The sequence below is a fragment of the Candidatus Micrarchaeum sp. genome, assembly GCF_016806735.1.
GTDB lineage: Archaea > Micrarchaeota > Micrarchaeia > Micrarchaeales > Micrarchaeaceae > Micrarchaeum_A > Micrarchaeum_A acidiphilum_A.
In genome coordinates this window covers 208,514-228,541 of the sequence record NZ_CP060530.1, presented here as the reverse complement: position 1 = coordinate 228,541, position 20,028 = coordinate 208,514, and the positions used below count along the sequence as shown (strand labels likewise).

Sequence of the window (20,028 nt, the reverse complement as noted above, 5' to 3'; positions counted from 1 at the left end):
TGTGTAAAAGTTTTACTTCGACTTGTTGAAGTCCTCGAGATTCTTCATGCTTATCGTGTGCTGGAACGCGTCCATCACAGCCATGAGAACGTTGTAGGTTGTCCTCGTCCTTCCCTTTGAGAAGCTCCAAATATCCTTAACGCCAGCAAGCTCGAGCATGCGCTTTACGTGCTTGCTCGCCACTATGCCCAGGCCTTTGGGTGCCGGCTTTAGCAGGACTTCTACGCTGCCGCACTTGCCCCTTGTTATGAACGGAAGGCTGTGTGGCTGCCCGCACGTGCACTGCCATGAGCCGCAGCCCATCACGACAGGCATTATGTTCCTTTTGGCAGCGTTTATCGCAGAGTCTATTGCGGCCTTTACTTCAACATCCTTGGCAGCGCCAACGCCTACGTGGCCATTGCCGTCGCCGACTATCGCGGTGACCCTGAACTTCTGCTTCCTGTTGTTGCTCGTCATCCTCTGCACGCTTCTTATCTCCACAACCTCGCTGTTTATGTTTGGGAGAAGCGCGTCCACTATGCCGTTCTCCTCGATGCTCTTGCCCATGCTGAATATCTGCTCCAAGCTTGTTATCGAGCCGGCCTTCACCATCTTTCCTAGAACCGTAACAGGTTCCCACGCAGCTACGTCGAATTCCCTGCGCCTTTCCTGATTGTTAAAACGTCCTCTTCCTCTCAAAAAATCACTTGTTTATTGCAATGGCGATCTTGCCTTTTACGTCGGCAAAAACCTTGTCGAGCTCCTTTACGTTGAGCTTGGCCTTTTCGTACTGTGCAAACTCTGAAACGCCCTTTCCAGAGCCTGTCTTCGCATAATCGGCTATGTGCTTTCCAGACAGCCTGGATTCGTCGGCTTCTATCTCAGATACGAGATCGAGACCGTTGTCCTTGCATCCCTTAGCCGCAGAGAATATGACGTTCCCCTTTATCGGCTTGTTCAGACCTATGTCCAGCACCATGGCACCCTTTATGCCCTTCTCGTGGGCCTTCTTGGCCAGGAGCATTCCTGTCAGATACGCAGTAGGTATGTTGGACTTTGGCATCCAGCCCAAAGCCTTGAGCTCCGAAGAAACTGCACTTGCTTTTACCTTGTCGCCGTTGGGCTCGTACGATATTATCTGCGCCGTTATAGACCTGTTGCTCCTGCGTATTACTACACGGGGCATCCTGCCCTTAAGAATTGCGATCCTTTTCCTGTAATTCGTCAGCGACTTCGCGCGCCTTCTCTTTTTGATTTCCATAAAAATGCCTCATATATGCTTGAGCTTTTCAAGCCTTTCGTCGCTTATCTCGACGCCCCTGCTCTTTATGTGGTTCAGGAGCGTGAGCTTGGTCTGGAATGTGCCTCCTTTAACCAAGGCGTAGAACTCCTTGTACTGCTCATTGTTTATCGTCTTGTCGGATTTAAGTGCTGCAAGTATCCTCCTCTGGGACCTCATCCTTTTCATGTGGTTGGCTGTCGAGCGCGTTTTCTTCGTTCCCTTCTTCTTTCCAGGGCCGCGCTTCCTTCCCTCGGACCTCTTCTTCTTGAGCGATTTTCCGTACCTGCTGACGTTGCGCTTCTCGGCCATGGCGTATATGCTTCCGCTCTTTATGAGCTCCTTTACGTCGTCCCTTGTTATGGCCTTCTTGGCATCGTCTATTGCAGACGGCTTTATCCTTATGCTGGTTTCTCCGCGCTTCATTATGTCCGCGGCAACCCTCCTTGTAAGTTTTACGCTCATTGGTGAACACCGTTTACTATCCTGACGCCGCTGGATGAAGCAATCTTCGCCATCTCAAGGCGCTTCCTCCTTCCGACATCGTGGGATATGACTATGTTGTATGATGCTATTTCCGGATTCCTAAGCGCAGCGTTGAGCTCGTTCATATTGTGCACGAGCATCAGCCTTTTGCCGTCAGAGCGTACGCCAGAAACGCTGGCCGGGTTCTTGTAGCCGATTGTTGGGGTGGCACCCATGAAGTCCCTCTTTATCCTTTTCTTGTTGTCCTGGCCGCGCTGCTTGTGCCACCTGTCAGGGACCCTCTTCCTGTTCTTTGCGCCTACGTTGGGCACGTTGAACTTGGGATGGCCCTTCTTCTTGACCCTTGCCTTCTTCTCTTTTTTTATCGCCATGATCTTCACTCGATAGCATAGTATACTCCATCCTGGAATACCCTCTCGTCCTTGTGCCTTACCCTGCACGCCTTCCTTACATTTGCGGCAGTCTGCGTCACATCTTCAAGCTTTATGCCGTATATGCGAAGTTTCTTTTCCTTCGCTTCGGCCTTTGTCGCGCCGACTATGTCGGCAGCACGCGCTGCGCGCTCGCCCAGCATGTTCTTTATTATTATCTCTTTAGGCTTTACTTCGATAGTAAGCGGGAAGTGTGCATATACCGCTTCCATGTTGACCTCAAAGTATTTTACTACGCCTTCGGAGTCGTTCGACAGCTCCTTGGCCAGCGACTGCTCTGCTACCATCGCCTTCTTGGCGAGCTTCTTGTTTGCTGGAGACGGCTCCACTTTTATCTTTGGGCCGTTTATTTCCACTTTAAGCAGTGCGTCGTTGAACTGCCTCTCGTTGCTCCCAAGCGGGCCTTTTATAATCACTTTGCCAGCCGAGAGTGTTGCGCTAACGCCCTGTGCCAATGTTATTTCAGCCATTCAATTACCATGAATCTTTAAACATAATTTTCAGTATATGTATGCGAGCAGCCTTCCTCCTATGTTCTGCTCCCTCGCCTTCCTGTGTGTCATCAAGCCCTTTGACGTGGAAAGCACCAGTATGCCGAAGTCCTTGCTCGGTATGTATCGCTCTTCATACTTGCTTATGTCGCTGCTCGACATCGAATAGTGGGGCTTTACTATGCCTATTCCGTTCACCTTGTTCAGCAGCTTAAGCCTCATTTTCTTTGAGTACCTGTCGCTGAATTCCTCGTAATCGCCGAGGTAGCCTTCAGCCTTCAGAAGGTCTATAAATGCCTTTATCTGCTTCGTCGAGTACACTACGCACTCGCGCCTGCCTATGTTTTCGTTCGTCTTTATCTTGTTTATAGTATCAGCGAGTCTGTCAACCATCAAATCAGCCATATTTTTTGAAATTGAGGTCCTTTGCCACCTCTCTGAAGCATCTCTTGCATACGTAGAGCCCGTGCTCGCGTATCAGGGCGCGGCTTGCACCGCATATCCTGCATTTTCTTGTTCCTTTTCCCTTGTATTTTTCTTCTGGTCTAACTTTCATTGAGCAGCACCCTCTACGGTTACGTCGAATTCCTTTTTCAAGTATGATTTAAGCTCCTCCTTGGGTATGCGCCTGTGCGACCTTTTTATTACGCCGTTGGCGCGCTTCTTGAGCTCGGTTCTGAGTCCTGGCCTCTTGAACGAGACGTTGACGTTCATGCCAAGCATGCCTATAACCGGGTCGTACTTTATCCCATTTATGTCTATGTATTCCTTTATGCCGAAGTTCACTGTGTTGTCCTGTATGCTGCGCTCGGCCACCTTGTTGCCTACGGCCTCGAACAGCCTCTTTGCGAGCTTCCTTGCCGGCTCATTCCTGACTGTTACGAATGAGCCTATCTTGGCACCTTTCGATATTTTGAATGACGGTATCCTTTTAGTCGATATCGAATCCGCTGGCTTGAACCCGGATATTTGCTGCAGCAGCCTCTTTGCATTTGACTGCTGCTTGTCATCGTTTCCAGTGCCTATGTTTATCACAAGCTTGTTTATCCTTATGCGCCTCATTGGGTTGTCCTGCTTTCTTGCTCCTGTTTCTTTCTCTGCCATCGGAATCAACCTATAACTATGAGGTTCTCGACAAGAGTGTCGAATTTCTCCCCGTTCTCCTGCTCGACTGTGGCCGTTGCTCCGGTATGCATAGTCCCCTTTGCCATGTTGGCAATCTTGCCTTTGGCTCCTACGTGTACCCCGTCAATGACCATGCACTTTGCGCCCGCCTTCAGCGGAAAATGCTGCTTCACCTCGTTGGATTCTGAAAGTGCGATTGTGTCGCCAACCTTCACGTCATTGTTTGGCGAAGGTATTATGCTGCCATCGTGCAGCTTGAGCATGAGCTTCTTGTTCCTGTATACGTACTTGCCAGTGACTTTGGCGTTCCTTTCCGGCTGGCCCTTCTGCTCTTCAAGCACTGCCTGCCCATGGCCGTTTATGCTTATCGAAAATTTCTTGCCAATTGTATCTATGCTTATTATGTCGTTAAGGCCAACGGGATATTTCGGGTCCTTGACCTTTGTGCCGTTAACTGCTATCTGCATGTTCTTTATGGATTTCACGGCCTCTGCAGTCCCTGCAAAAAGAGACGTCTTCTTTACAATCGTCTGCAGAGGAGCCGACTTTTCGAAGCTGTGCCTTCCGGGCCTCTGCTTCGCGGTGTACTTGTTGCCCTTCTTTGCAACCCCGAAGAATTTGGGTGCGTTGAGCGACTTTATGTGCCTATTGTTCCCTTTGTTTGCCATTTTGAATCACGTCTTTTGCTTCCACGCTGGGCTTTGCGCTTGTAGTGGGAGCGACTTTCAATTTTTGAGCCCTTTTCTTGTCCGACAGGTTCAGATCGGTTATGTAAACGTTGCTTATGCTTACGAAGACAGGCTTTTCCTTTCCCTTCACGTCCTTCCTGTTCATAGAGTCTATAGAGAGCTTTCCCTTCCTTAGGTCAACGTTGACGACCTTTCCGGAGGTTCCCTTTTTCTTTCCTGAGACCAGCTTTACCGTGTCGCCCTTCGACACCTGTATGGTTCTTTTTGCTATCTTTAGCTTTTGCCTGAGTTCCTTGCTTATGTGGGCATGTGCCATGTGCTGCATCTGGTGCAGTGGCGCCGTATGCCTGAATTTCCTCTGCTTTCTGGGCTTGCTGCTTTTGATCATCATACCACTCTTGAAGCTATGCCTGCCAGCTTTATGTACCTTTCGACAACTTCCCTGGCCATAGCCCCCTTTACCTCAGTGGCTATCGGAAGATTGGTGTCGTTTATTAGTATTGCCGCGTTGTCCTCAAACCTGATCCTCATGCCGTTGGCGCGCCTTATTGGCTGCCTCTGCCTTATTATGACGGCCCTGACCTTCTTTTTTATGTATTGCGGAGAGCCGCTCTTTACGCTTGCCAGCACTATATCGCCTATGCCGTTGCTTGCCATCCTCTTGTGCGCGCCGGACTTTCCTATCTTGTTTATTATCATTAGCGTCTTGGCGCCGCTGTTGTCCGCGCATGTAAGTATGCTGCCCGGTACCAATGTTTTTGATATGTTAGTGGTAATGCCTTTCATTTCAAGCACCTGATTTCTTTACTATCTTAGTGACCACGAAGGACTTCGTCTTGCTGAGCCTCCTGCAGCCCTCAACGATAACAGTGTCTCCCGCCTTTGCCCCTATGCACTGGGGATTGTAGGCAGGTATGCGCGATGACTTCCTAAGCGAACGCTCGTATTTCTTCAGGAAGGTCGTGTATGGCCTTTCCACTATCACTGTTTTGGCAGCCTTGTCGCTGACTACGACAGCTTCTATGCTGCTGCCGTGCGTCTTGACGCTGCCGTGTATCGGGCATTTAGGGTCTTCGCATTCCAATTAATCACTCTGCAAACTTTTAAAGGCACGAATAAGGGTGCCACCGTAGCAGTTGGCCTAGGCAAAAAACGCCAAGAGCCGAAAAGCAATAAAATTGCAGTTAATTATTAGATGTATAATATATAAAAATCATACGCTTCGCGCCTTGTAGAACTTAAGACCCTTGCTTATGCGCTCGTGGGGCCTGAAATTTATCTCTTTTCCGTCGACAATGAAGCTTTTCCTTCCGCATCTGAACGCGAAAACCGTCCCGACTTTCGGCACCCTTACCGTTTTATCAGATTTTTTAATTACAAGAGTGGACTTTGTTTCGTCTATGACCGTGCCGGATATGCCTTCCCTGCTTGAATCATCCGAACTTTTGATTCTTACCCTGAGCCCTATCAGCTCCTGTAGCACTATGTTCTTGTTGCTGTATTCAGGTTCCAAGGCTTTCTCAGGGCTTCTTTTGGGACTTTTCAAGCAAGCACCGCAGGGCTTAATTGGGATTATTCCCTTTTAAACCTGAGCTTCAGGTATTCGACTTCGCTGCTTTCCCTTAGCTTTTCTATGTAGCGTGCGAAAGAATTGGTGAGGCCGTTCTCGTAGGTGCGGGCAATGCCTATATAAGAGTCAATCTGCATCTTCTTGTCCACATTGAGCGTGCTTTCAGGCAACAGGCTGCGCTTCAGGTTTATTGTTATCTGCAGCATGCCATCTGCTGCAAGGTCGGCCTTGAACTTGGCTTCTTCCATTTGGCCAAGCTTGGATGTGGCGCGCACGCGCAAATCCTTTTGGAGCTGTTTTATGAATTTGAGCGTATCCTTATGGTCATCGCTAAATTCCGAGCGCTTTAGGGCCTTGTACATCAGGTGTAATGCACCGATTTCATATCCCAGCCTATCGAGTTCAAAGTCGCGCAGCTTGTAGAAAACGTCTATGTCTTCGGGTTTTGATTCCACTTTTAGCATTCCCCTGCTTAACTTTTTTGTGTCATCGGCGGCAAGCTCCGATATGGATTTGTTTGTATGCAAAGCCACATCTATAAAATATGACAGCAGCTCCTCTGCCTTTTTAGTATCGACAATCTTTACGCTTACCCTATCCTTTCTAACAAATGCCATGGTATAATATCCGCTTTTCCAGATATTTAAGCATTACAGGAGATTAGAACAAAGCCGCAGCCTTTATATATTATGAAAAGTAGCTGGAGCAGCCGTTTTGGTCATACCCTATTTATCGAAGCTCCTGAAACTCTGAAGTACTTGATTTTTTGGTCCGGAAGGCCGCTTTTTGCGTGCATTATGTTTTCAATCTTGTCTTCATAAAACTCTATATCGTCATACTTCTTAGAAATCTTGCTCAATACCCCAAGCTTCCATTCTTCGTCGTGGCCGAAAAGATATTTCTTTGGCCTGAAGATAAGGCGGTCAAACTCGAGGCCACTGGATGCGATAAGGGACATTATAGTTTTGGAATCCTCCTTTGTCCTGGCAGTCAGCAATATCAGCTCTGCATCGCTCTTCTTGAGCTTTCTTATTATAAATGTATTTGGCCTGCTTTTACTGTGGTATTTTTCGAATCCGAGCCTGTAGATCCTGTGCTTTTCTGGCTTCGGAAGGGACCTTATCTCTTCTACAGGCATGCGCCTGCCATAGATTGACTTAGAAGCCATGATTGTGCATTCGTCTGTGAAAAACAGCGTGTTGTCAAAATCCACCACTGCAGCGCTTCTGCGGGTTGGTTTTTTTACCGTGGGAATTTTTTGCTTCAAGCTTATCACGAATCTATGCCGAACTGCTTAAGCTCGGAATTTGCTGCTGGAGTATAACCTGGATACCTGTCTTCTGGCCTGGGCTTTTCTTTTGACATTACCATCATGCCGAATCGCACGGGTATGTTGGTAGGCAGCTCGGTCTGGTTGCTTATTGTTATGGCATTGAATTTTTTGTTCAGCAGATATGCCAGATATGTCCTGTGGGTGCCGTCTTTAACCGTCCTGACTGTATCGCTTTTTGATATCGTATTTTTTATATCTGCAAGGGCGCTTACCATGTCAAATTCGACCGTGCCTTCGACGCCTTTTATCTTTATGGCGTCGCCTTTGGCAATTCTTTCTTCCACGATCTTGATGGGCCCTTCGAGATCCTTGGACCTGTAGTCTATTACTACTGGCGGCACAAGTATGGAAGCGTAGGTTTTTCCGCCAAAATTTGCTTTTATTGCGTAGCTGCGGCCCTCTGGATATGCAGTTGCGCCAACGGCATTGAGAAATATGTCTCTTTTCTCAGATTCGGCAAGCTTGTCTACGCTTATGAATGTCTGTATTCCGTATATGCTGTCTGCATCATGCTGCTCTACCGAAAAGTGCGCATCCTTATACACCTGATTTCCGGATTTGTCCCTTGCACGCCTTAGCATGGAGAACAATTCTTCATTTTCTATTTCGTGCACTTCGTGGCTTTTGGCATTGGCTCCGGAAATTCCTGCGAGATCCCTTAGGGCGATTATGTAGTCCGTGTCTTTCAGAAACTCTGCCATTTTCGGCGAGGTTGAGCTCAATTTCCCAAGAAGCTGGCCGGAATCAATCCTGAATTTTAGGCTTGATTCCTGCACATTAGCGTATTTGTATGCAGGCACATTGACACCATAGCGATTTCTCTAATTTTAATATATATAGTTTTCCAATTTTTTCATAAGCCATTGGACCTTACGAAATCTGTGATGTAGGGTATTTTGACATTGTTGCCCATATATGCCTCGAAGCCGACATAAATGCCGTATAGCCATATGAGAAGCCCGATTATGCCGGCTATATATGGCACAAGAAAGAGCACCGCTTCTACAACGATTATTATTACGCCAAGTATTATTGCCTGCTCCGAATGGAGCTTGAGCTGTTTGTTGTCCTTGGAGAAAAACAGGTATATTATAGCCCCGGATATTATCGTGAAGACATAGGCTAGGAGGTACAATATCCGGTCGTTTTCCATTTGCTGTTTCGATTTTGACATTGAATACACCGCTTGAACTGCGTGCCATTTACCTTATTATTATCTTGTCTGAAACGCTCGTTATCCTGTCGATGTCAAACCTGAGCGTCGAGCCGTATTCGGTTTTTACCATCATGTAGCCACGCTTCGAATCTATGCTCGTGACCTTGCCTATGTATGCCCCTATGTCGTTTATCACGTTCTTGTCCTTGAGCCTTGCCTTCCTGACGGCATGCCTCTTGAGCATAGTGCTTGAATATGATATTACATATCCCAGTATTATCATTATAACGCTGAAGACCAGGAGCTGGTAGAAGTATATCTGCCCTATGAACCATGCAGATACCAAATATATCAGGGCCAGCGTCACTACTGCATAGCCCATGTAGGTTCCCTGGTTTATGGCCCTATACCTGTAGTGCCTGCTCTCTAGATCTATCATCCTGCCTATCAAGTATAGCACAAGGCTCACGGGAAGCAGCAGCAAAAGATTTTCAATGGCGTAGGAAACCTGCGTCAGCGGATCCTTTGTTATCGTAAGCGAATGCACATAGCCCCCATATCCCAGCACTATGCTTATTATGAAGAACAATAGCGAAGCCATGTAGAGCGTGAATGTCACCCGGCTGACGCTGAAGCCCAGGCCTTTTACCGAAGATATGAAATAATCCTCAAGACCGAAGCCCTTGATTAGAAGGTACAACCCTATGAGCGCAACGGGGAACTGCCACCCCAGATTTAGGTAATAGCTTATTGCAAACAGCAGCAAAAGCACAGCAGGTATTCCAAAGACCGCCCTTGCGTAGTGGGGCTCCTTGAGCTTCTCTATTATGGTGAAATATGTATTCTCCAGCTGCTCTGCCTGCTTCATCCTGACCAAGTCTACGCTGTTCACTTTTAGCCTGCTCTTGAGAAGCGGAAGCACGCGCTGATCGCTTGCACCGTCGGTAACAAGCACGCACGCATCTGGCCTGAACCTTTCCATTAGAAGGTCTATCTGCCTGGAAAGCTCATTGTCGGCCTGGAAGCTTTCGTCCTCTGCACCGGTTATCGTTGCGACCCTCACCGAATACTTTTTAGCCTTGAGCTCGTCGTACTTCTTTACTGCCTCGAACATTGTATTGGCGTCGGTCTCCTGCGGGTCTGCCAGCGCCAGCTTGGTCGCTGCCCTTATTATCTCGTTTCTCCCTATTACGGGCCCGCTTATCTTTGTCTTCCTGTAGAGGTCGTTGTCTATATCTACAGCAAGCACAAGGAGCCTTTCAGCCATCTTATCATTAAAAATATGGAATAAAGCAATTAAAAAACTATATCATTGGCTGCTTGGAATGCCGAATTAGGGAAGCTTTGCGACACCTTTGAGAAGCAGATACATGGCCGCATAGTTTGGCAGCACTGCCTTCTTGTTTTCGAAAGGCCCATACTCCATTCCATTCATTGTGAGCTTTTCCTTTGTGTCTGCCACAACTAGCGTTTCGCCCTTCTCGAAGGCTATGCAATCTTTCATCGGGTCGAACCTCTCAAAAGCAGATACGCTTTCTACGGATTTTGCCACCAGGCCTGTGCCTCCGTGCAGCGTGTCGGCCATGCCCAGCAGGTGCTGCGGATTCTTTGTGACGTTGCTGTCTATCGAATCGCTCTGTTTTATCGTCATGCTCTCGGCCACCTTTCTCCAGAACTCATCCTTCTTCGGTATGCTGACCTTGTCCCAGTTTCCAGTAGTTATTCCCAGCACTATGCTTGGTTTGTTCAGGTACATCTTGCGCGCCAACTGCCTGGTCATGCCAAGGGCCTGCAGCTGCGTTTCGCCGGCGTTAAGAGCTGTTACGAGCGACCTGGCCATCCTGCCTCCCCATCCAGGGTCGTTCGGCTTCGGGCCCTGCAGCCTTGAGCTTTTGTCGGCTATGTTGGGAAAAAAGCTTTCCGGCTCCAATCCCCTGCCTGTCACGTAGTCGCTTATCTCGCTCCTGGATGCCTCGTCAAGTGTGAGCACCGACTCTGAGCCTATTATTATGTGGTAGCCCCTGTTGCCGCTGAAGTTTATCTTTATCTCCTTGTTGGAAAACCCGAAATCAGGAATCAGGAATTCCTCTATGAGCTTGAAGGCTTCGCGCTTAACCTCGTGAAGGCAGTTCGGGCACACCCAGGAAGTTCCGTGCCGCTTCTGGCACTCGAGGTGCAGATCCGAAGCGTCCAGGTCAAAAACCAGCTCGCTCCCGAGCCAGCCCTTGGTCTCCATGGGCCTGCCGGAAGGATTTTCGTAGAATGCAGGAGATGCAGATATGAAAGCTGGAGAGTTTGCGTCTATGTACCTGTTGAGCGACTCGGCGTTGTTGAAGGCCATGTGCCTCTTGGCTATTTTCTTGTCGAACGTGCCAAACCCGAACTCTCTTTTCGTCAGATTGCTTATCGTGATAGGGTGCTTCCGGTAAAACTCTCTGAACATCGTCCTTGCCAAGCTCTGCACGCTTTGATCGATATCAGGCATAATATTGATTGCCTTTAGGTTTATTTATTGCTTGCCTTTGCCATTATAACGCCGACATGCACATCGTACATGCACTTTGACGATAGACGTAGTGGCAGCAGTGCAATTTAAACCTGCATTAAAAATTACTTGCTGACCAACATGGCTTTTGTTGTAGTAGATTTGGACGGATGTCTGGTGGACGATGTCCATGAAACTTTTGGCAAGTTTCTCAGGCGTGAAGATTCTGGCACAGAGCATGTGTTCAAGGAGCTCATATTCAACGCCCTTGACAGGATACCTTCTGTAGTCGATTCCGTTGCAAAGCACATAGACGTCGAAAAGGGGCTCAACATGCAGGTAGTCAAAGCCCTGAAAACGGTTTACGATTCAGGGTTTGATGTAATAGTTAGGACGGCAAACAAGAGGATAGGGACATCTGGCGCAGAAAGAATAAAATCCGTTCTGAAGCGCTACGGGATAGATGCCAGCGTGGAGCTTACCGAGGACAGGTATAAATACGCAGAGCACAACGGCGAAAAGCCTGCGCTTCTGCTCGACGACAAACCAAATGTCGTGATAAATGCGGCAAGGAAGGGCATAAGATCCGTATTGATACGCACCGATTACAACAGAGTTGCAGGATTCTTCATCAAAGGAGTAAATAATTTGGTAACTATCGCTGCGCCAGAAGACATGGACAGCGCATGCGCTAAGGCACTCAGGAATCGCACTACCGCATGAAAAATCGCTCAGGTATAAAAAAGTTAGAATGCAATAAGCATTATGCTTGGCATCCCATCTCCATCCGAATATGCAAAACGCTTGGAGCCTATAGAATTTTACGGCAAAAAATTGGAAGTTGAGATAGTAGAAGCTAGGCTCAAGAACGGCTACGCGTCGATAAGAAACGGCAAAGTAATGATAAGGGTACCGCAGAAATGCAGCAGGAAAAGAAAGCTCAGGATTATAGACGAGCTATACGGAAAGATATCGAATGCGGTAAGAAAAAAGCCTGGCAGCTTTCTCGGGAACAGCCAGCTTGAATTTAGGGATGGGGAGATTATTGCACCTTTATCTGAAAGGCTTGCAATATCGGTACGTGAATCCGGCCTTGTGCACTCACGCGTAGCGATCGGAAACGGCATGGTTTCAGTAAAGCTTGGAAGAGACAGCAGCAGGAATGTATCGGATCTAGTTTCGAGGGCGCTGGCAAAGCACTACAAAAGCTATGTTGATAGCTATGTAAGAGAATGGAACCGAAAGTTCGGAAGCGAGCTTGGAAGAATAAGCATAAGCAGGGGCCTTACGATATGGGGGTCATGCTCGCCCAAAAACAACATATCGATAAACCTAAGGCTTCTTTTCCTTGACAGAAAATTCCTTGATTACGTTGTGGTGCACGAGCTTTCGCACACGAAAGTAAGGTCGCACTCGAAAAGGTTCTGGAAAACAGTTGCAAAATACATCCCTGAATACAGGTCATTAAGAAAAGAGCTTAAGATTGCAGGTGCGAGGATAGACACAGAATTTAAGGAGAAACCCGACTCTGCAAGTGCCGTTGAAAATGAAAAAGAGGCAAAAAAGATCGCCGCGGAAACGGCGCCTACAGAAGAAAAAAAGAATGAAATTGCGCAGGCATCAGGCCAGCGCAATATGCTGGATTATTTCGGTTGAGAAAATCAGCCGAAAAGTCCCGCGAGTCCGCTTGCAGCTTCCTCTTCTTTCTTTTCCTCCTTTGCTGCTTCCTTCTTCTCCTTTGCAGGTGCAGCTGACGCAGGTGCCGCTGCCGGTGCTGCCACTTGCATGCTTTGAGCGTTCTTTATTATGTCCTTTATGTTGAGCCCCTTAAGGGATTCGACTACAGCTTTGGCCTTTGCCTCGTCTGGCGAAAATCCCGCAGCCTTGACTACGTCCATAAGCTCCTTCTCGTTCACTTCCTTTCCAGCTGCGTCAAGCAGCAGTGCCGCATATACATATTCCATACTTTTCACCGTTTATCATTAGCGCAAATCTTTTTTACACCATATATTATTTATTCCTTGACGTTGCCGTCGAGAGCCTTGGCATGCAGGGAAGCCATCTCTACAAGCTTCTCCATTATGCCGGTATCGGGCACCTTGCCCTCTACGCCAAGTGCCATGGCCTCGTTGTACGCGTTGGCTATGAAGCGCTCTATCGTGTACCTGTTGACCATCTTCCCTTTGTAGCTGATTGCAAGCGCGCTCGAAAATGCCTTTGCTATGTCCTTTGACACGCTCTCCGCGTTTATGCTGAAAACGTCCTTCGTATACCTGAGCCCACCGCTGAGCATAAGGCTTGGCTCTATGCTCGCCTTGAATGGCATTATGTCCAGAGTGTGCAGGGCCTTTGCAACCGCAAGGCTTATGGCTCCGCCCTTGGGCACTATGACCTTGTCCTTTGATATTACGACCTTTCCCTTGTCAATCTTGACATCTATGCCTGCGCTCTTGAGCTCTGTAACCGCTTGGCCAGGCTGCAGGGTGGTTTCCCCGCCCTTTATTTCTATGTCTGCTGGGGCTATCTGGTTTGGCTTGGCCGCCAGCTTTATTGAGCTTGATGCAAACCTGTTGTAAATCTCGAACGGATTTGAATTGCTTAGCAGTATTGCGGTTGTGCCGTCGAGCATCTTTGCGAGCTCCTTTCCGTTCTTGCTGCCTTCCAGGACCCTCACCAGCAGCGACTTCTTTCCCGTTATGAACTTTACTTCAGAGCGCATGTTGTTCCTTGACGACTGTAGCAATCTGTCCGGTATGCCGCTGAGCGGCACTATGCCTATGAGCTTGTAGCTGTCAATGAGCTTTATGTGCTCTTCAACGAATTTCTTTTTTTGTTCCAATGTAAGCATTCAAACACCTTAAAGGATTTTTACAGGGGAGCTCATCGTGAGCTTGACGTAAGCCGACTTTATGTTCTGCTTCCCAAGCTTCTTTGCAAGGGAATTTATCACTTCGTCTATGTTTGCTGATATCTTTTCAAGTGGCATGTCCTCCTTTCCGACCATGCAGTGCACTGTCGGCAGGTATTTGCCCTTGCTCCTCAAGTAAACGGACTTGCTGACCGAGTTTATCATTGATGCAACATCTGTGCCTATCAATGGCTTTGGCATCTTGTTCTTTGGACCTAGAAAAGAACCCATGCTTCTTGCCACAGAAGTCATCAGGCTTGGCTGCGCAATCATTTCGTAATTGAGAAGCGAATTGAGCTGAGCCTTGTCGGATGCAACCCCCTGTATCTCGCTTCCGGATATCACGCGTGCTCCTAGCTCCTTGGCCTTGGCGCTTATGTTGCTGTCATCAGCGAACACTAGCACTTCGCTCTGCTTGCCCTTTCCGTTCGGAAGCAGCACCTGAAGGTTCAATCTGTTCTCCTGCTTGGAGAAGTCGACACCCTTGAAGTTTACCGCGAGCTCGACGCTCTGCTTGAACTTTCTCTTTCCTTTGTTCTCTTCTATCAAAGCCCTTAGCTTTTCAAATTGCTCTTGTTCCATTTAAGCTCCCTCCTGCAAAGCTGCAGTAACTGCGGGAAAAGCAGTATATTAAGCAAGAAAGTTACGTTCTCAATGTTTATAAATTTTTTGGTATTTGTGGCTTCTTTAAAAGCAAGATAATAAACCAAGTTTGAGATTCATGCGATGCGTAGGTCTGCTGAACTATGCGCGGCCAATTTAGTGGCCTGCGGGCTTTTGTCAAAGATAGCAGGAGATAAGCTCACTGCAGATTGTCCTTGAAGAAGTCTATGACCATGCGCCAGGCGTCCTTGGCTGCCTTCTCGTTGTATATCTGCGGCCTTGTGTCGTTGAAGAATGCATGATAGGCGTTTGGATATACTTTTATAGTGGTTGGCTTCTTCGCTTCTGCCAGGACCTTGACAAGCTCGTGCACGCTTGAGGTTATGCGGGTGTCGTTAGCAGCGTATATTCCAAGCACCGCATTCTTGACGTTTTTTGCCTTCTCTACCGGCTCTGGATTTTCGCCGTAGAATATTACAACGGCATCAACCTTGCCGGTGCAGCCCAGGCTTATGGACATTCCTCCTCCGAAACAGAATCCTATGCTGCCTATCTTTCCGTTGACGCTCGGATGCTGGTTGAGGAAATCCACTGCGCTGGATAGGTACTGCGTCAAAAGCTCCGTGGGCCTGTTCATGAAAAGCGTCTGGTAAACTCCAGATATTGCCTTTTGGTCCTCCGGGCTCATCTTTGCCATCTGCTCTGCCCTGTATGCCTCGTCCCTCTGCTTTTCAGGAGGTATCGACATTATAAAGTTCATTGTCTTCATTATGCCATCTTTTGTTATAGTCTGCGAAAGCTTGTTGCTCGTGAAAAGGTCTGGCGCAAGGACAACGTAGCCCTGAGTGGAAAGCCTTTTTGCCACGTCCCTTATATGATCGTCCAAGCCGAATATCTCGTGTATCAGGACTATGCCGGGGTGCTTGGCGTTGTCTTCGGGAATAGCAAGAAATGCGCTTATTTCGTCGTTGTCTGCGGTCTTGTATTTCAGCTCTTCCGTCTTAAGTTCCATTCAATCACAATGCTTATGCGCGGTTAAAAATAATATTTGTTTTGCGGCTGATTTTGTAGCACGATAAACTTTGGAGACGGCACAAAATCAATAATAATTTAACATAGCCATCTTTATTGCATTTTCAAGTGGTTAGATGGTAGACGATTTTAAGCTCGAAAAATTGAAAAAACTGCAGGAGCAGGGGATAAATCCATACCCGTATTCCTTCAAGCAGAAGGCCCATGCGGAGGAGATAAAGAACGATTATGATAAATGGGAGGGCAAGGATACAAGCGTTGCTGGAAGAGCCTTGAGCATTAGGCATATGGGGCAGCTTTACTTCATAGACCTGCTTGACCAAAGCGGCAAGATACAGGTGCTCGCAGCCGCGAACGTAACCGAAAAGAAGTCATTCGACCTCCTTGAGTCCATAGATTCCGGAGACATGCTAGGCATAGAGGGCAAGGTGAACAAGACCAAGAGGGGCGAGATAAGCATAGAGGCAAAGAGCATATCAATGCTTGGAAAATCGCTGCGCCAGCTGCCGGAAAAGTTCCACGGGTTGAATGATACAGAGATAAGGTATAGGAAAAGATACCTGGACCTCGTTGCAAATCCAGAAGTAAGGAATTTCTTCACTACAAGGGCAAGGATATTGAGCTTTCTGAGGAACTTCCTTGACAGCAGAGGCTATGTAGAATTCGAAACGCCGATACTTCAGCCTACTTACGGCGGCGCAAACGCAGAGCCTTTCAAGACCAGGTACAACGCTCTAGAAAGCGAGTTTTACCTTAGGATATCGGACGAGCTGTACCTTAAGAGGCTCATAATAGGCGGCTTCGAGAAGGTATACGAGGTATCGAAGGACTTCAGGAACGAGGACATAGACTCCACGCACAACCCAGAGTTCACGCAGATAGAGTTTTACGAGGCTTACAAGGACTACAACGACTTTATGGATATGACCGAGGAAATGCTTTCAACTCTTGCCAAGGAGCTGTTCGGCACGTACAAGGTCAAGTACCAGGGCAAAGAGCTGAACTTCGAACCGCCGTTCAAGAGGGTTTACTGGGTAGAAGAGATAAAGAAGAAAACAGGCATAGACCTTGCGGATCTCACGGATGAGGATGCAAAAGAGATAGCCAAGAAGGAGAAGCTTGAGATAGGCATAGTCAACGCGTACCATGTTGCAGATGCGCTTTTCGACAAATACATAAAGCCGGAGCTTTTCGACCCTGCTTTCGTGCTTGATTTCCCTGCTTATATGTGCCCGCTCACTAAGGACAAGCGCGGCAACCCGAAGCTTAGCGAGAGGTTTGAGCTTTACCTGGCGGGCAAGGAGGATGCCAACTGCTATTCCGAGCTAACCGACCCGATAGAGCAGAGGAAGAAGTTTGAGGAGCAGGATGCCGAAAGAAGGAAGGGCGATTCGGAAGCGCCGCCTAGCGACGAGGATTTCCTTGAAGCGATAGAGTACGGCATGCCACCTACAGCGGGCCTTGGCATTGCGATAGACAGGCTGGCAATGATACTCACGGACAACGTATCTATAAAGGAGGTGCTCCCGTTCCCTGCAGTGAGGCCGCTGCCTCAGGATAAAAATGAGTGAGATTTCCAGTATTTTCTCAGGGCAGGATGAATTTTAGCATAATTGAAGGATTGGTAGAATTATGAATACTAACCTATTCAAAATTATGAAGCACAGGAAGCTTGAAAGATTCTTGGAAATGTACGCCATAAACGCAAGGCCAGTTGCAATGATAAAGGGGAACTCCAACGTTTACGAGTTTATCTGGGCTGATGGAACGGAAAAGAGGCAATAATTTTATCAGAATATTTTTGGCGGTGAATCATTGTGCTGTGGGCTCTTTTTCTGGAAATGCGAAAGCAATGCCATAGTGCTGATGGGCCGATAATCACGAGTTTATGAAAGGTTATAAAAAGCTTCCATCAAAAATATAGGTGCAAAGCAAAAGGGAAATAGGCATATTTTCAGCATGAGGAAAAAGCAAAGGTTAAATTATTAACGCATTAGAATTATAGCTTGAATGCCAGGGTGGCGGAAACTGGTAACGCGTACGCCTGGAAGTTAAATACCTGCAAGCGTATGGCTCCTCGAGCCTTCTGGGTTCAAATGCTCTATGCTGAATATCCCAGCCCTGGCGTTTGGTGTTCAAATGGCTGAAGAAAAAAATACTCAAAGCAATGAAAAGCAGCACGGAAGAAAAGAGTCTTCCGCTAGGCTGACCTCTGTAATAAGAATTTCGGGAAAGGACGTCAACGGCAGCTTAAGCGTTGAAAGGGCCATAGACTCTGTCAAAGGCATAGGCAGGGACATGGCAAGAGCCATGAGCTACGCCCTGGAAAACAAGCTTGAAATAGACCCCAAGGACGAGATAGGCTCGCTCAGCGAGGAGAACATAGCAAAGCTTGAAGCGCTCATAAAGGACCCGCAAAAGTACGGGATACCAAGATTTATGCTTAACAGAAACAAGGATTTCGAAACAGGAAAAGACGTGCACGTAGTAGGCAACGACCTGATCTTCGCCAACAGGCAGGACGTCTCAAGGGACGTTACGCTTAGGACGTGGAGGGGCGCAAGGCACCAGTACGGACAGAAGGTGCGCGGACAGCACACAAGGTCAACCGGAAGGACCGGAGCCACTATGGGAGTCACGAAGAAGCAGGCGGTAAAGCCCGGAGCGCCTGCGGCGAAATCCGACAAGAAATGATAAAGTGATTGCTTGGGAGCACCTAAAAGAAACAGGAAAAAATTTGACAAGCCAAAGGACATATGGAACTTGGCAAGGATAAACGCTGACAACGCATTGATAAAGGAATACGGCCTCAAAAACATGAGCGAGCTGTGGAAGGTGCAGAGCGAGCTTAGCAGGATACGAGGCAACGTAAGGCTTCTTCTTTCCGGAGCCACTGGCACGGGAAACGTCGAGCAAGCGCTTAAGACCAGGCTCGTAAAGCTTGGAATCATAGACAAAGACACGCCGATTGAGAAGCTCCTCGAGCTAAGCGAAAGAAGCATACTTGACAGGAGGCTGGAGTCCGTTGTCTACAAAAGAGGCATGGCCAGGAGCATGAAGCAGTCCAGGCAGCTCATAACGCATGGATTCATTTCCATAAACGGGCGCAAGCTCACTGTGCCTGGATATTTGGTCAACGCGGAAGAGGAGCACAAGATAGGATATTACAAGCCCATAGACATAGTGCCTGCAAAGCATGAAGAGGCAAAGGCCGAAGCAGAACCAAGCGTCGAGCAGGCCGAAAACTGAATAAGGTAGATATTTATGGCTAAAAAAGGCAAAACAGCGGATAAAAAACCGTCAGCGGAGAAACAGAAGAAAGAGGCAGTTTCGTACGAAGCAAAGGCAATGGAAGAGACAAAGGCAAAGCCCAAGCCCGAAAGGCTGGCAGTTGCGCACGTCTACTCCTCAAAGAATGATACGATAATAACGCTCACTGACATAAGCGGCGCTGAGACCATAGCTGTCGGAAGCGGCGGCATGATGGTGAATACAGATTCGCAGGAAGGTTCGCCTTATGCGGCCATGCAGGCAGCGTACAAGGTTGCTGCGGCTGCCAAGGAAAAAGGCATAATGAATATAAATATAGAGATAAGGGCCCCAGGAGGCCACAACTCAAAAACGCCAGGGCATGGAGCCCAGGCAGTAGTGAGGGTGCTCGCAAGGAGCGGCCTTCGCGTCAACAGAATAGAAGACGTGACGCCCATACCTACGGACACGACGAGAAGGCCAGGAGGAAAGCGTGGAAGGCGCGTATGAGCATTATGCTTATAGCCCTTGCCAGCCCAATACAGAATGATTTGAATGACAGAACCTATTTCAACTTCTGAAGTAGTATTTCCTGGAGACAGGCTCTCTACAGAAGAGGAATTCCTGCCGGCCAGGAACGTATACGTGGAAAACGGAGTTGTATATTCTGCTGTTTTTGGCAAGGCAGATGCAGAAGAAGGCAAGATGCTCGTAAACAGCGCCACCAGGGACATAAGAAGAATGAAAAGAGGCATGTTCGTCCTTGGAAGAGTGGTAGGAGTCCTCAAGAGCGTAATATTCGTAGAGATTGAAAACTTCTCCATAGGAAACATGGAATTTATCGCCGGCAAGGACGGAAAGATAGTCCTAATGGCACCAAGGAGGCCACCGATGAGAGGAGGAATGCACGAAAGGCATGACAGGAGCAGGGACGAGCCAAAGCCTGCTGAAATGGGCGACGTTGTGCTTGCCAAGATAATAATGGAAGACAACGAGATATTCACGCTCAGCCTGAGAGACCCGGAAGCCGGAGTGGTATACTCGCTTTGCGACGAATGCGGAGAAAAGCTCCAGCTAGACAAGCACGGCGATGGATTGTACTGCAGCTCATGCAAGAGGACAGTCAGGCCCAAGATAAGCACGCTTTATGACAATTCTAAAGGCATAGAGGAGCTTCTGATGCGCAACGGCCAGAGCAACGAGGAATGA

General features: G+C 48.0%; 31 protein-coding genes and 1 tRNA gene. 9 read left to right on the top strand and 23 right to left on the bottom strand.

Going from position 1 to position 20,028, the window contains the following annotated elements; genetic code table 11:
- Positions 1–12 precede the first annotated feature (12 nt).
- The 19 genes from Micr_RS01340 to priS all read right to left on the bottom strand — a co-directional run bounded on the left by Micr_RS01340 (position 13) and on the right by priS (position 11,027).
- Positions 13–681, bottom strand: a complete 669-nt coding sequence (locus Micr_RS01340; RefSeq protein ID WP_226803567.1) for a 30S ribosomal protein S5 — start codon at positions 679–681, stop codon at positions 13–15.
- A 4-nt stretch (positions 682–685) separates the two neighbouring features.
- Complete coding sequence (locus tag Micr_RS01335) at positions 686–1,243, bottom strand: 50S ribosomal protein L18 (RefSeq protein ID WP_203134870.1); 558 nt, start codon at positions 1,241–1,243, stop codon at positions 686–688.
- Between the two features lie 9 nt (positions 1,244–1,252).
- Positions 1,253–1,726, bottom strand: a complete 474-nt coding sequence (locus Micr_RS01330) for a 50S ribosomal protein L19e domain-containing protein (RefSeq protein WP_203134869.1) — start codon at positions 1,724–1,726, stop codon at positions 1,253–1,255.
- Positions 1,723–2,118, bottom strand: coding sequence for an eL32 family ribosomal protein (locus Micr_RS01325; protein ID WP_203134868.1), 396 nt, complete (start codon positions 2,116–2,118; stop codon positions 1,723–1,725). The genes Micr_RS01330 and Micr_RS01325 overlap by 4 nt, the downstream gene beginning before the upstream one ends.
- Positions 2,119–2,123: 5 nt before the next feature.
- Positions 2,124–2,648, bottom strand: coding sequence for a 50S ribosomal protein L6 (gene rplF / locus Micr_RS01320; protein ID WP_203134867.1), 525 nt, complete (start codon positions 2,646–2,648; stop codon positions 2,124–2,126).
- Between the two features lie 30 nt (positions 2,649–2,678).
- A complete protein-coding gene (locus Micr_RS01315; protein ID WP_203134866.1) occupies positions 2,679–3,062 on the bottom strand; it encodes a 30S ribosomal protein S8 in 384 nt (127 codons plus the stop codon).
- Between the two features lie 4 nt (positions 3,063–3,066).
- A complete protein-coding gene (locus Micr_RS01310) occupies positions 3,067–3,225 on the bottom strand; it encodes a 30S ribosomal protein S14 (RefSeq protein WP_203134865.1) in 159 nt (52 codons plus the stop codon).
- On the bottom strand, positions 3,222–3,773 hold the full coding sequence (gene rplE, locus Micr_RS01305; protein ID WP_203134864.1) for a 50S ribosomal protein L5: 552 nt from the start codon (positions 3,771–3,773) through the stop codon (positions 3,222–3,224). The genes Micr_RS01310 and rplE overlap by 4 nt, the downstream gene beginning before the upstream one ends.
- A gap of 5 nt (positions 3,774–3,778) precedes the next feature.
- On the bottom strand, positions 3,779–4,462 hold the full coding sequence (locus tag Micr_RS01300) for a S4 domain-containing protein (protein WP_203134863.1): 684 nt from the start codon (positions 4,460–4,462) through the stop codon (positions 3,779–3,781).
- On the bottom strand, positions 4,440–4,871 hold the full coding sequence (gene rplX / locus Micr_RS01295; protein WP_203134862.1) for a 50S ribosomal protein L24: 432 nt from the start codon (positions 4,869–4,871) through the stop codon (positions 4,440–4,442). Before rplX ends, Micr_RS01300 begins: the two co-directional genes overlap by 23 nt.
- On the bottom strand, positions 4,871–5,269 hold the full coding sequence (locus Micr_RS01290; RefSeq protein WP_203134861.1) for an uL14 family ribosomal protein: 399 nt from the start codon (positions 5,267–5,269) through the stop codon (positions 4,871–4,873). Before Micr_RS01290 ends, rplX begins: the two co-directional genes overlap by 1 nt.
- A 1-nt stretch (position 5,270) precedes the next feature.
- On the bottom strand, positions 5,271–5,567 hold the full coding sequence (locus Micr_RS01285; RefSeq protein ID WP_203134860.1) for a 30S ribosomal protein S17: 297 nt from the start codon (positions 5,565–5,567) through the stop codon (positions 5,271–5,273).
- A gap of 129 nt (positions 5,568–5,696) precedes the next feature.
- The gene (locus Micr_RS01280; RefSeq protein ID WP_203134859.1) at positions 5,697–6,029 is read right to left on the bottom strand and encodes a ribonuclease P protein component 1; all 333 of its coding nucleotides are present in this window, start codon (positions 6,027–6,029) and stop codon (positions 5,697–5,699) included.
- Positions 6,030–6,055: 26 nt separating this feature from the next.
- On the bottom strand, positions 6,056–6,670 hold the full coding sequence (locus Micr_RS01275; RefSeq protein ID WP_203134858.1) for a hypothetical protein: 615 nt from the start codon (positions 6,668–6,670) through the stop codon (positions 6,056–6,058).
- A 101-nt stretch (positions 6,671–6,771) separates the two neighbouring features.
- Positions 6,772–7,269 (bottom strand): hypothetical protein, encoded by a 498-nt coding sequence (locus tag Micr_RS01270; RefSeq protein WP_203134857.1) that lies wholly within the window; start codon positions 7,267–7,269, stop codon positions 6,772–6,774.
- Positions 7,270–7,325: 56 nt separating this feature from the next.
- Entirely contained in the window at positions 7,326–8,186 is an 861-nt protein-coding gene (locus tag Micr_RS01265) for a hypothetical protein (protein ID WP_203134856.1), read from the bottom strand.
- Between the two features lie 53 nt (positions 8,187–8,239).
- The gene (locus tag Micr_RS01260; protein ID WP_203134855.1) at positions 8,240–8,560 is read right to left on the bottom strand and encodes a hypothetical protein; all 321 of its coding nucleotides are present in this window, start codon (positions 8,558–8,560) and stop codon (positions 8,240–8,242) included.
- Between the two features lie 28 nt (positions 8,561–8,588).
- Complete coding sequence (locus Micr_RS01255; RefSeq protein ID WP_203134854.1) at positions 8,589–9,809, bottom strand: DUF373 family protein; 1,221 nt, start codon at positions 9,807–9,809, stop codon at positions 8,589–8,591.
- Positions 9,810–9,875: 66 nt separating this feature from the next.
- On the bottom strand, positions 9,876–11,027 hold the full coding sequence (gene priS, locus Micr_RS01250; RefSeq protein WP_226803566.1) for a DNA primase catalytic subunit PriS: 1,152 nt from the start codon (positions 11,025–11,027) through the stop codon (positions 9,876–9,878).
- A gap of 141 nt (positions 11,028–11,168) precedes the next feature.
- On the opposite strand from priS, the gene Micr_RS01245 reads away from it, so the two are divergent.
- Both Micr_RS01245 and Micr_RS01240 read left to right on the top strand, forming a co-directional pair.
- Positions 11,169–11,750, top strand: coding sequence for a hypothetical protein (locus Micr_RS01245; RefSeq protein ID WP_203134852.1), 582 nt, complete (start codon positions 11,169–11,171; stop codon positions 11,748–11,750).
- Positions 11,751–11,861: 111 nt separating this feature from the next.
- Positions 11,862–12,683, top strand: a complete 822-nt coding sequence (locus Micr_RS01240; RefSeq protein ID WP_203134851.1) for a M48 family metallopeptidase — start codon at positions 11,862–11,864, stop codon at positions 12,681–12,683.
- Between the two features lie 5 nt (positions 12,684–12,688).
- On the opposite strand, the gene rpl12p is transcribed toward Micr_RS01240, so the two are convergent.
- The 4 genes from rpl12p to Micr_RS01220 all read right to left on the bottom strand — a co-directional run bounded on the left by rpl12p (position 12,689) and on the right by Micr_RS01220 (position 15,550).
- Positions 12,689–12,991 carry a 50S ribosomal protein P1 gene (gene rpl12p / locus Micr_RS01235; RefSeq protein WP_203134850.1) on the bottom strand — a complete coding sequence of 101 codons (303 nt, stop codon included), beginning with the start codon at positions 12,989–12,991 and terminating at the stop codon, positions 12,689–12,691.
- Between the two features lie 50 nt (positions 12,992–13,041).
- Positions 13,042–13,875, bottom strand: coding sequence for a 50S ribosomal protein L10 (rplJ, locus tag Micr_RS01230; RefSeq protein ID WP_203134849.1), 834 nt, complete (start codon positions 13,873–13,875; stop codon positions 13,042–13,044).
- A 9-nt stretch (positions 13,876–13,884) separates the two neighbouring features.
- Positions 13,885–14,517: a 50S ribosomal protein L1 gene (gene rpl1P, locus Micr_RS01225; RefSeq protein WP_203134848.1), complete on the bottom strand. Its 633-nt coding sequence runs from the start codon at positions 14,515–14,517 to the stop codon at positions 13,885–13,887.
- 220 nt (positions 14,518–14,737) lie between these two features.
- Positions 14,738–15,550, bottom strand: coding sequence for a dienelactone hydrolase family protein (locus tag Micr_RS01220; RefSeq protein ID WP_203134847.1), 813 nt, complete (start codon positions 15,548–15,550; stop codon positions 14,738–14,740).
- 136 nt (positions 15,551–15,686) lie between these two features.
- On the opposite strand from Micr_RS01220, the gene lysS reads away from it, so the two are divergent.
- The 7 genes from lysS to Micr_RS01185 all read left to right on the top strand — a co-directional run bounded on the left by lysS (position 15,687) and on the right by Micr_RS01185 (position 20,028).
- Complete coding sequence (lysS, locus tag Micr_RS01215; protein ID WP_203134846.1) at positions 15,687–17,141, top strand: lysine--tRNA ligase; 1,455 nt, start codon at positions 15,687–15,689, stop codon at positions 17,139–17,141.
- A gap of 61 nt (positions 17,142–17,202) precedes the next feature.
- Positions 17,203–17,355 carry a hypothetical protein gene (locus Micr_RS01210; protein WP_203134845.1) on the top strand — a complete coding sequence of 51 codons (153 nt, stop codon included), beginning with the start codon at positions 17,203–17,205 and terminating at the stop codon, positions 17,353–17,355.
- Positions 17,356–17,582: 227 nt separating this feature from the next.
- Positions 17,583–17,697: transfer RNA gene (locus Micr_RS01205), tRNA-Ser, on the top strand.
- Positions 17,698–17,709: 12 nt separating this feature from the next.
- Positions 17,710–18,264: a 30S ribosomal protein S13 gene (locus Micr_RS01200; RefSeq protein ID WP_203134844.1), complete on the top strand. Its 555-nt coding sequence runs from the start codon at positions 17,710–17,712 to the stop codon at positions 18,262–18,264.
- A gap of 12 nt (positions 18,265–18,276) precedes the next feature.
- Positions 18,277–18,819, top strand: coding sequence for a 30S ribosomal protein S4 (locus tag Micr_RS01195; RefSeq protein ID WP_203134843.1), 543 nt, complete (start codon positions 18,277–18,279; stop codon positions 18,817–18,819).
- 99 nt (positions 18,820–18,918) lie between these two features.
- The gene (locus Micr_RS01190; protein WP_203135114.1) at positions 18,919–19,329 is read left to right on the top strand and encodes a 30S ribosomal protein S11; all 411 of its coding nucleotides are present in this window, start codon (positions 18,919–18,921) and stop codon (positions 19,327–19,329) included.
- Between the two features lie 45 nt (positions 19,330–19,374).
- On the top strand, positions 19,375–20,028 hold the full coding sequence (locus Micr_RS01185) for an exosome complex RNA-binding protein Csl4 (RefSeq protein ID WP_203134842.1): 654 nt from the start codon (positions 19,375–19,377) through the stop codon (positions 20,026–20,028).

What these genes read in the sequence shown, in the direction of transcription:
- Micr_RS01255 (WP_203134854.1), bottom strand. Translation starts at nt 9,809, where the DNA reads ATGGCTGAAAGGCTCCTTGTGCTTGCTGTAGATATAGACAACGACCTC.
- Micr_RS01335 (WP_203134870.1), bottom strand. Translation starts at nt 1,243, where the DNA reads ATGGAAATCAAAAAGAGAAGGCGCGCGAAGTCGCTGACGAATTACAGG.
- Micr_RS01330 (WP_203134869.1), bottom strand. Translation starts at nt 1,726, where the DNA reads ATGAGCGTAAAACTTACAAGGAGGGTTGCCGCGGACATAATGAAGCGC.
- Micr_RS01260 (WP_203134855.1), bottom strand. Translation starts at nt 8,560, where the DNA reads ATGTCAAAATCGAAACAGCAAATGGAAAACGACCGGATATTGTACCTC.
- priS (WP_226803566.1), bottom strand. Translation starts at nt 11,027, where the DNA reads ATGCCTGATATCGATCAAAGCGTGCAGAGCTTGGCAAGGACGATGTTC.
- Micr_RS01310 (WP_203134865.1), bottom strand. Translation starts at nt 3,225, where the DNA reads ATGAAAGTTAGACCAGAAGAAAAATACAAGGGAAAAGGAACAAGAAAA.
- rplE (WP_203134864.1), bottom strand. Translation starts at nt 3,773, where the DNA reads ATGGCAGAGAAAGAAACAGGAGCAAGAAAGCAGGACAACCCAATGAGG.
- Micr_RS01290 (WP_203134861.1), bottom strand. Translation starts at nt 5,269, where the DNA reads ATGAAAGGCATTACCACTAACATATCAAAAACATTGGTACCGGGCAGC.
- Micr_RS01300 (WP_203134863.1), bottom strand. Translation starts at nt 4,462, where the DNA reads ATGGCAAACAAAGGGAACAATAGGCACATAAAGTCGCTCAACGCACCC.
- rplJ (WP_203134849.1), bottom strand. Translation starts at nt 13,875, where the DNA reads ATGCTTACATTGGAACAAAAAAAGAAATTCGTTGAAGAGCACATAAAG.
- Micr_RS01200 (WP_203134844.1), top strand. Translation starts at nt 17,710, where the DNA reads ATGGCTGAAGAAAAAAATACTCAAAGCAATGAAAAGCAGCACGGAAGA.
- rpl12p (WP_203134850.1), bottom strand. Translation starts at nt 12,991, where the DNA reads ATGGAATATGTATATGCGGCACTGCTGCTTGACGCAGCTGGAAAGGAA.
- rplF (WP_203134867.1), bottom strand. Translation starts at nt 2,648, where the DNA reads ATGGCTGAAATAACATTGGCACAGGGCGTTAGCGCAACACTCTCGGCT.
- rpl1P (WP_203134848.1), bottom strand. Translation starts at nt 14,517, where the DNA reads ATGGAACAAGAGCAATTTGAAAAGCTAAGGGCTTTGATAGAAGAGAAC.
- lysS (WP_203134846.1), top strand. Translation starts at nt 15,687, where the DNA reads ATGGTAGACGATTTTAAGCTCGAAAAATTGAAAAAACTGCAGGAGCAG.
- Micr_RS01220 (WP_203134847.1), bottom strand. Translation starts at nt 15,550, where the DNA reads ATGGAACTTAAGACGGAAGAGCTGAAATACAAGACCGCAGACAACGAC.
- Micr_RS01210 (WP_203134845.1), top strand. Translation starts at nt 17,203, where the DNA reads ATGAATACTAACCTATTCAAAATTATGAAGCACAGGAAGCTTGAAAGA.
- Micr_RS01190 (WP_203135114.1), top strand. Translation starts at nt 18,919, where the DNA reads ATGGAAGAGACAAAGGCAAAGCCCAAGCCCGAAAGGCTGGCAGTTGCG.
- Micr_RS01325 (WP_203134868.1), bottom strand. Translation starts at nt 2,118, where the DNA reads ATGGCGATAAAAAAAGAGAAGAAGGCAAGGGTCAAGAAGAAGGGCCAT.
- Micr_RS01275 (WP_203134858.1), bottom strand. Translation starts at nt 6,670, where the DNA reads ATGGCATTTGTTAGAAAGGATAGGGTAAGCGTAAAGATTGTCGATACT.
- rplX (WP_203134862.1), bottom strand. Translation starts at nt 4,871, where the DNA reads ATGATCAAAAGCAGCAAGCCCAGAAAGCAGAGGAAATTCAGGCATACG.
- Micr_RS01315 (WP_203134866.1), bottom strand. Translation starts at nt 3,062, where the DNA reads ATGGTTGACAGACTCGCTGATACTATAAACAAGATAAAGACGAACGAA.
- Micr_RS01245 (WP_203134852.1), top strand. Translation starts at nt 11,169, where the DNA reads ATGGCTTTTGTTGTAGTAGATTTGGACGGATGTCTGGTGGACGATGTC.
- Micr_RS01185 (WP_203134842.1), top strand. Translation starts at nt 19,375, where the DNA reads ATGACAGAACCTATTTCAACTTCTGAAGTAGTATTTCCTGGAGACAGG.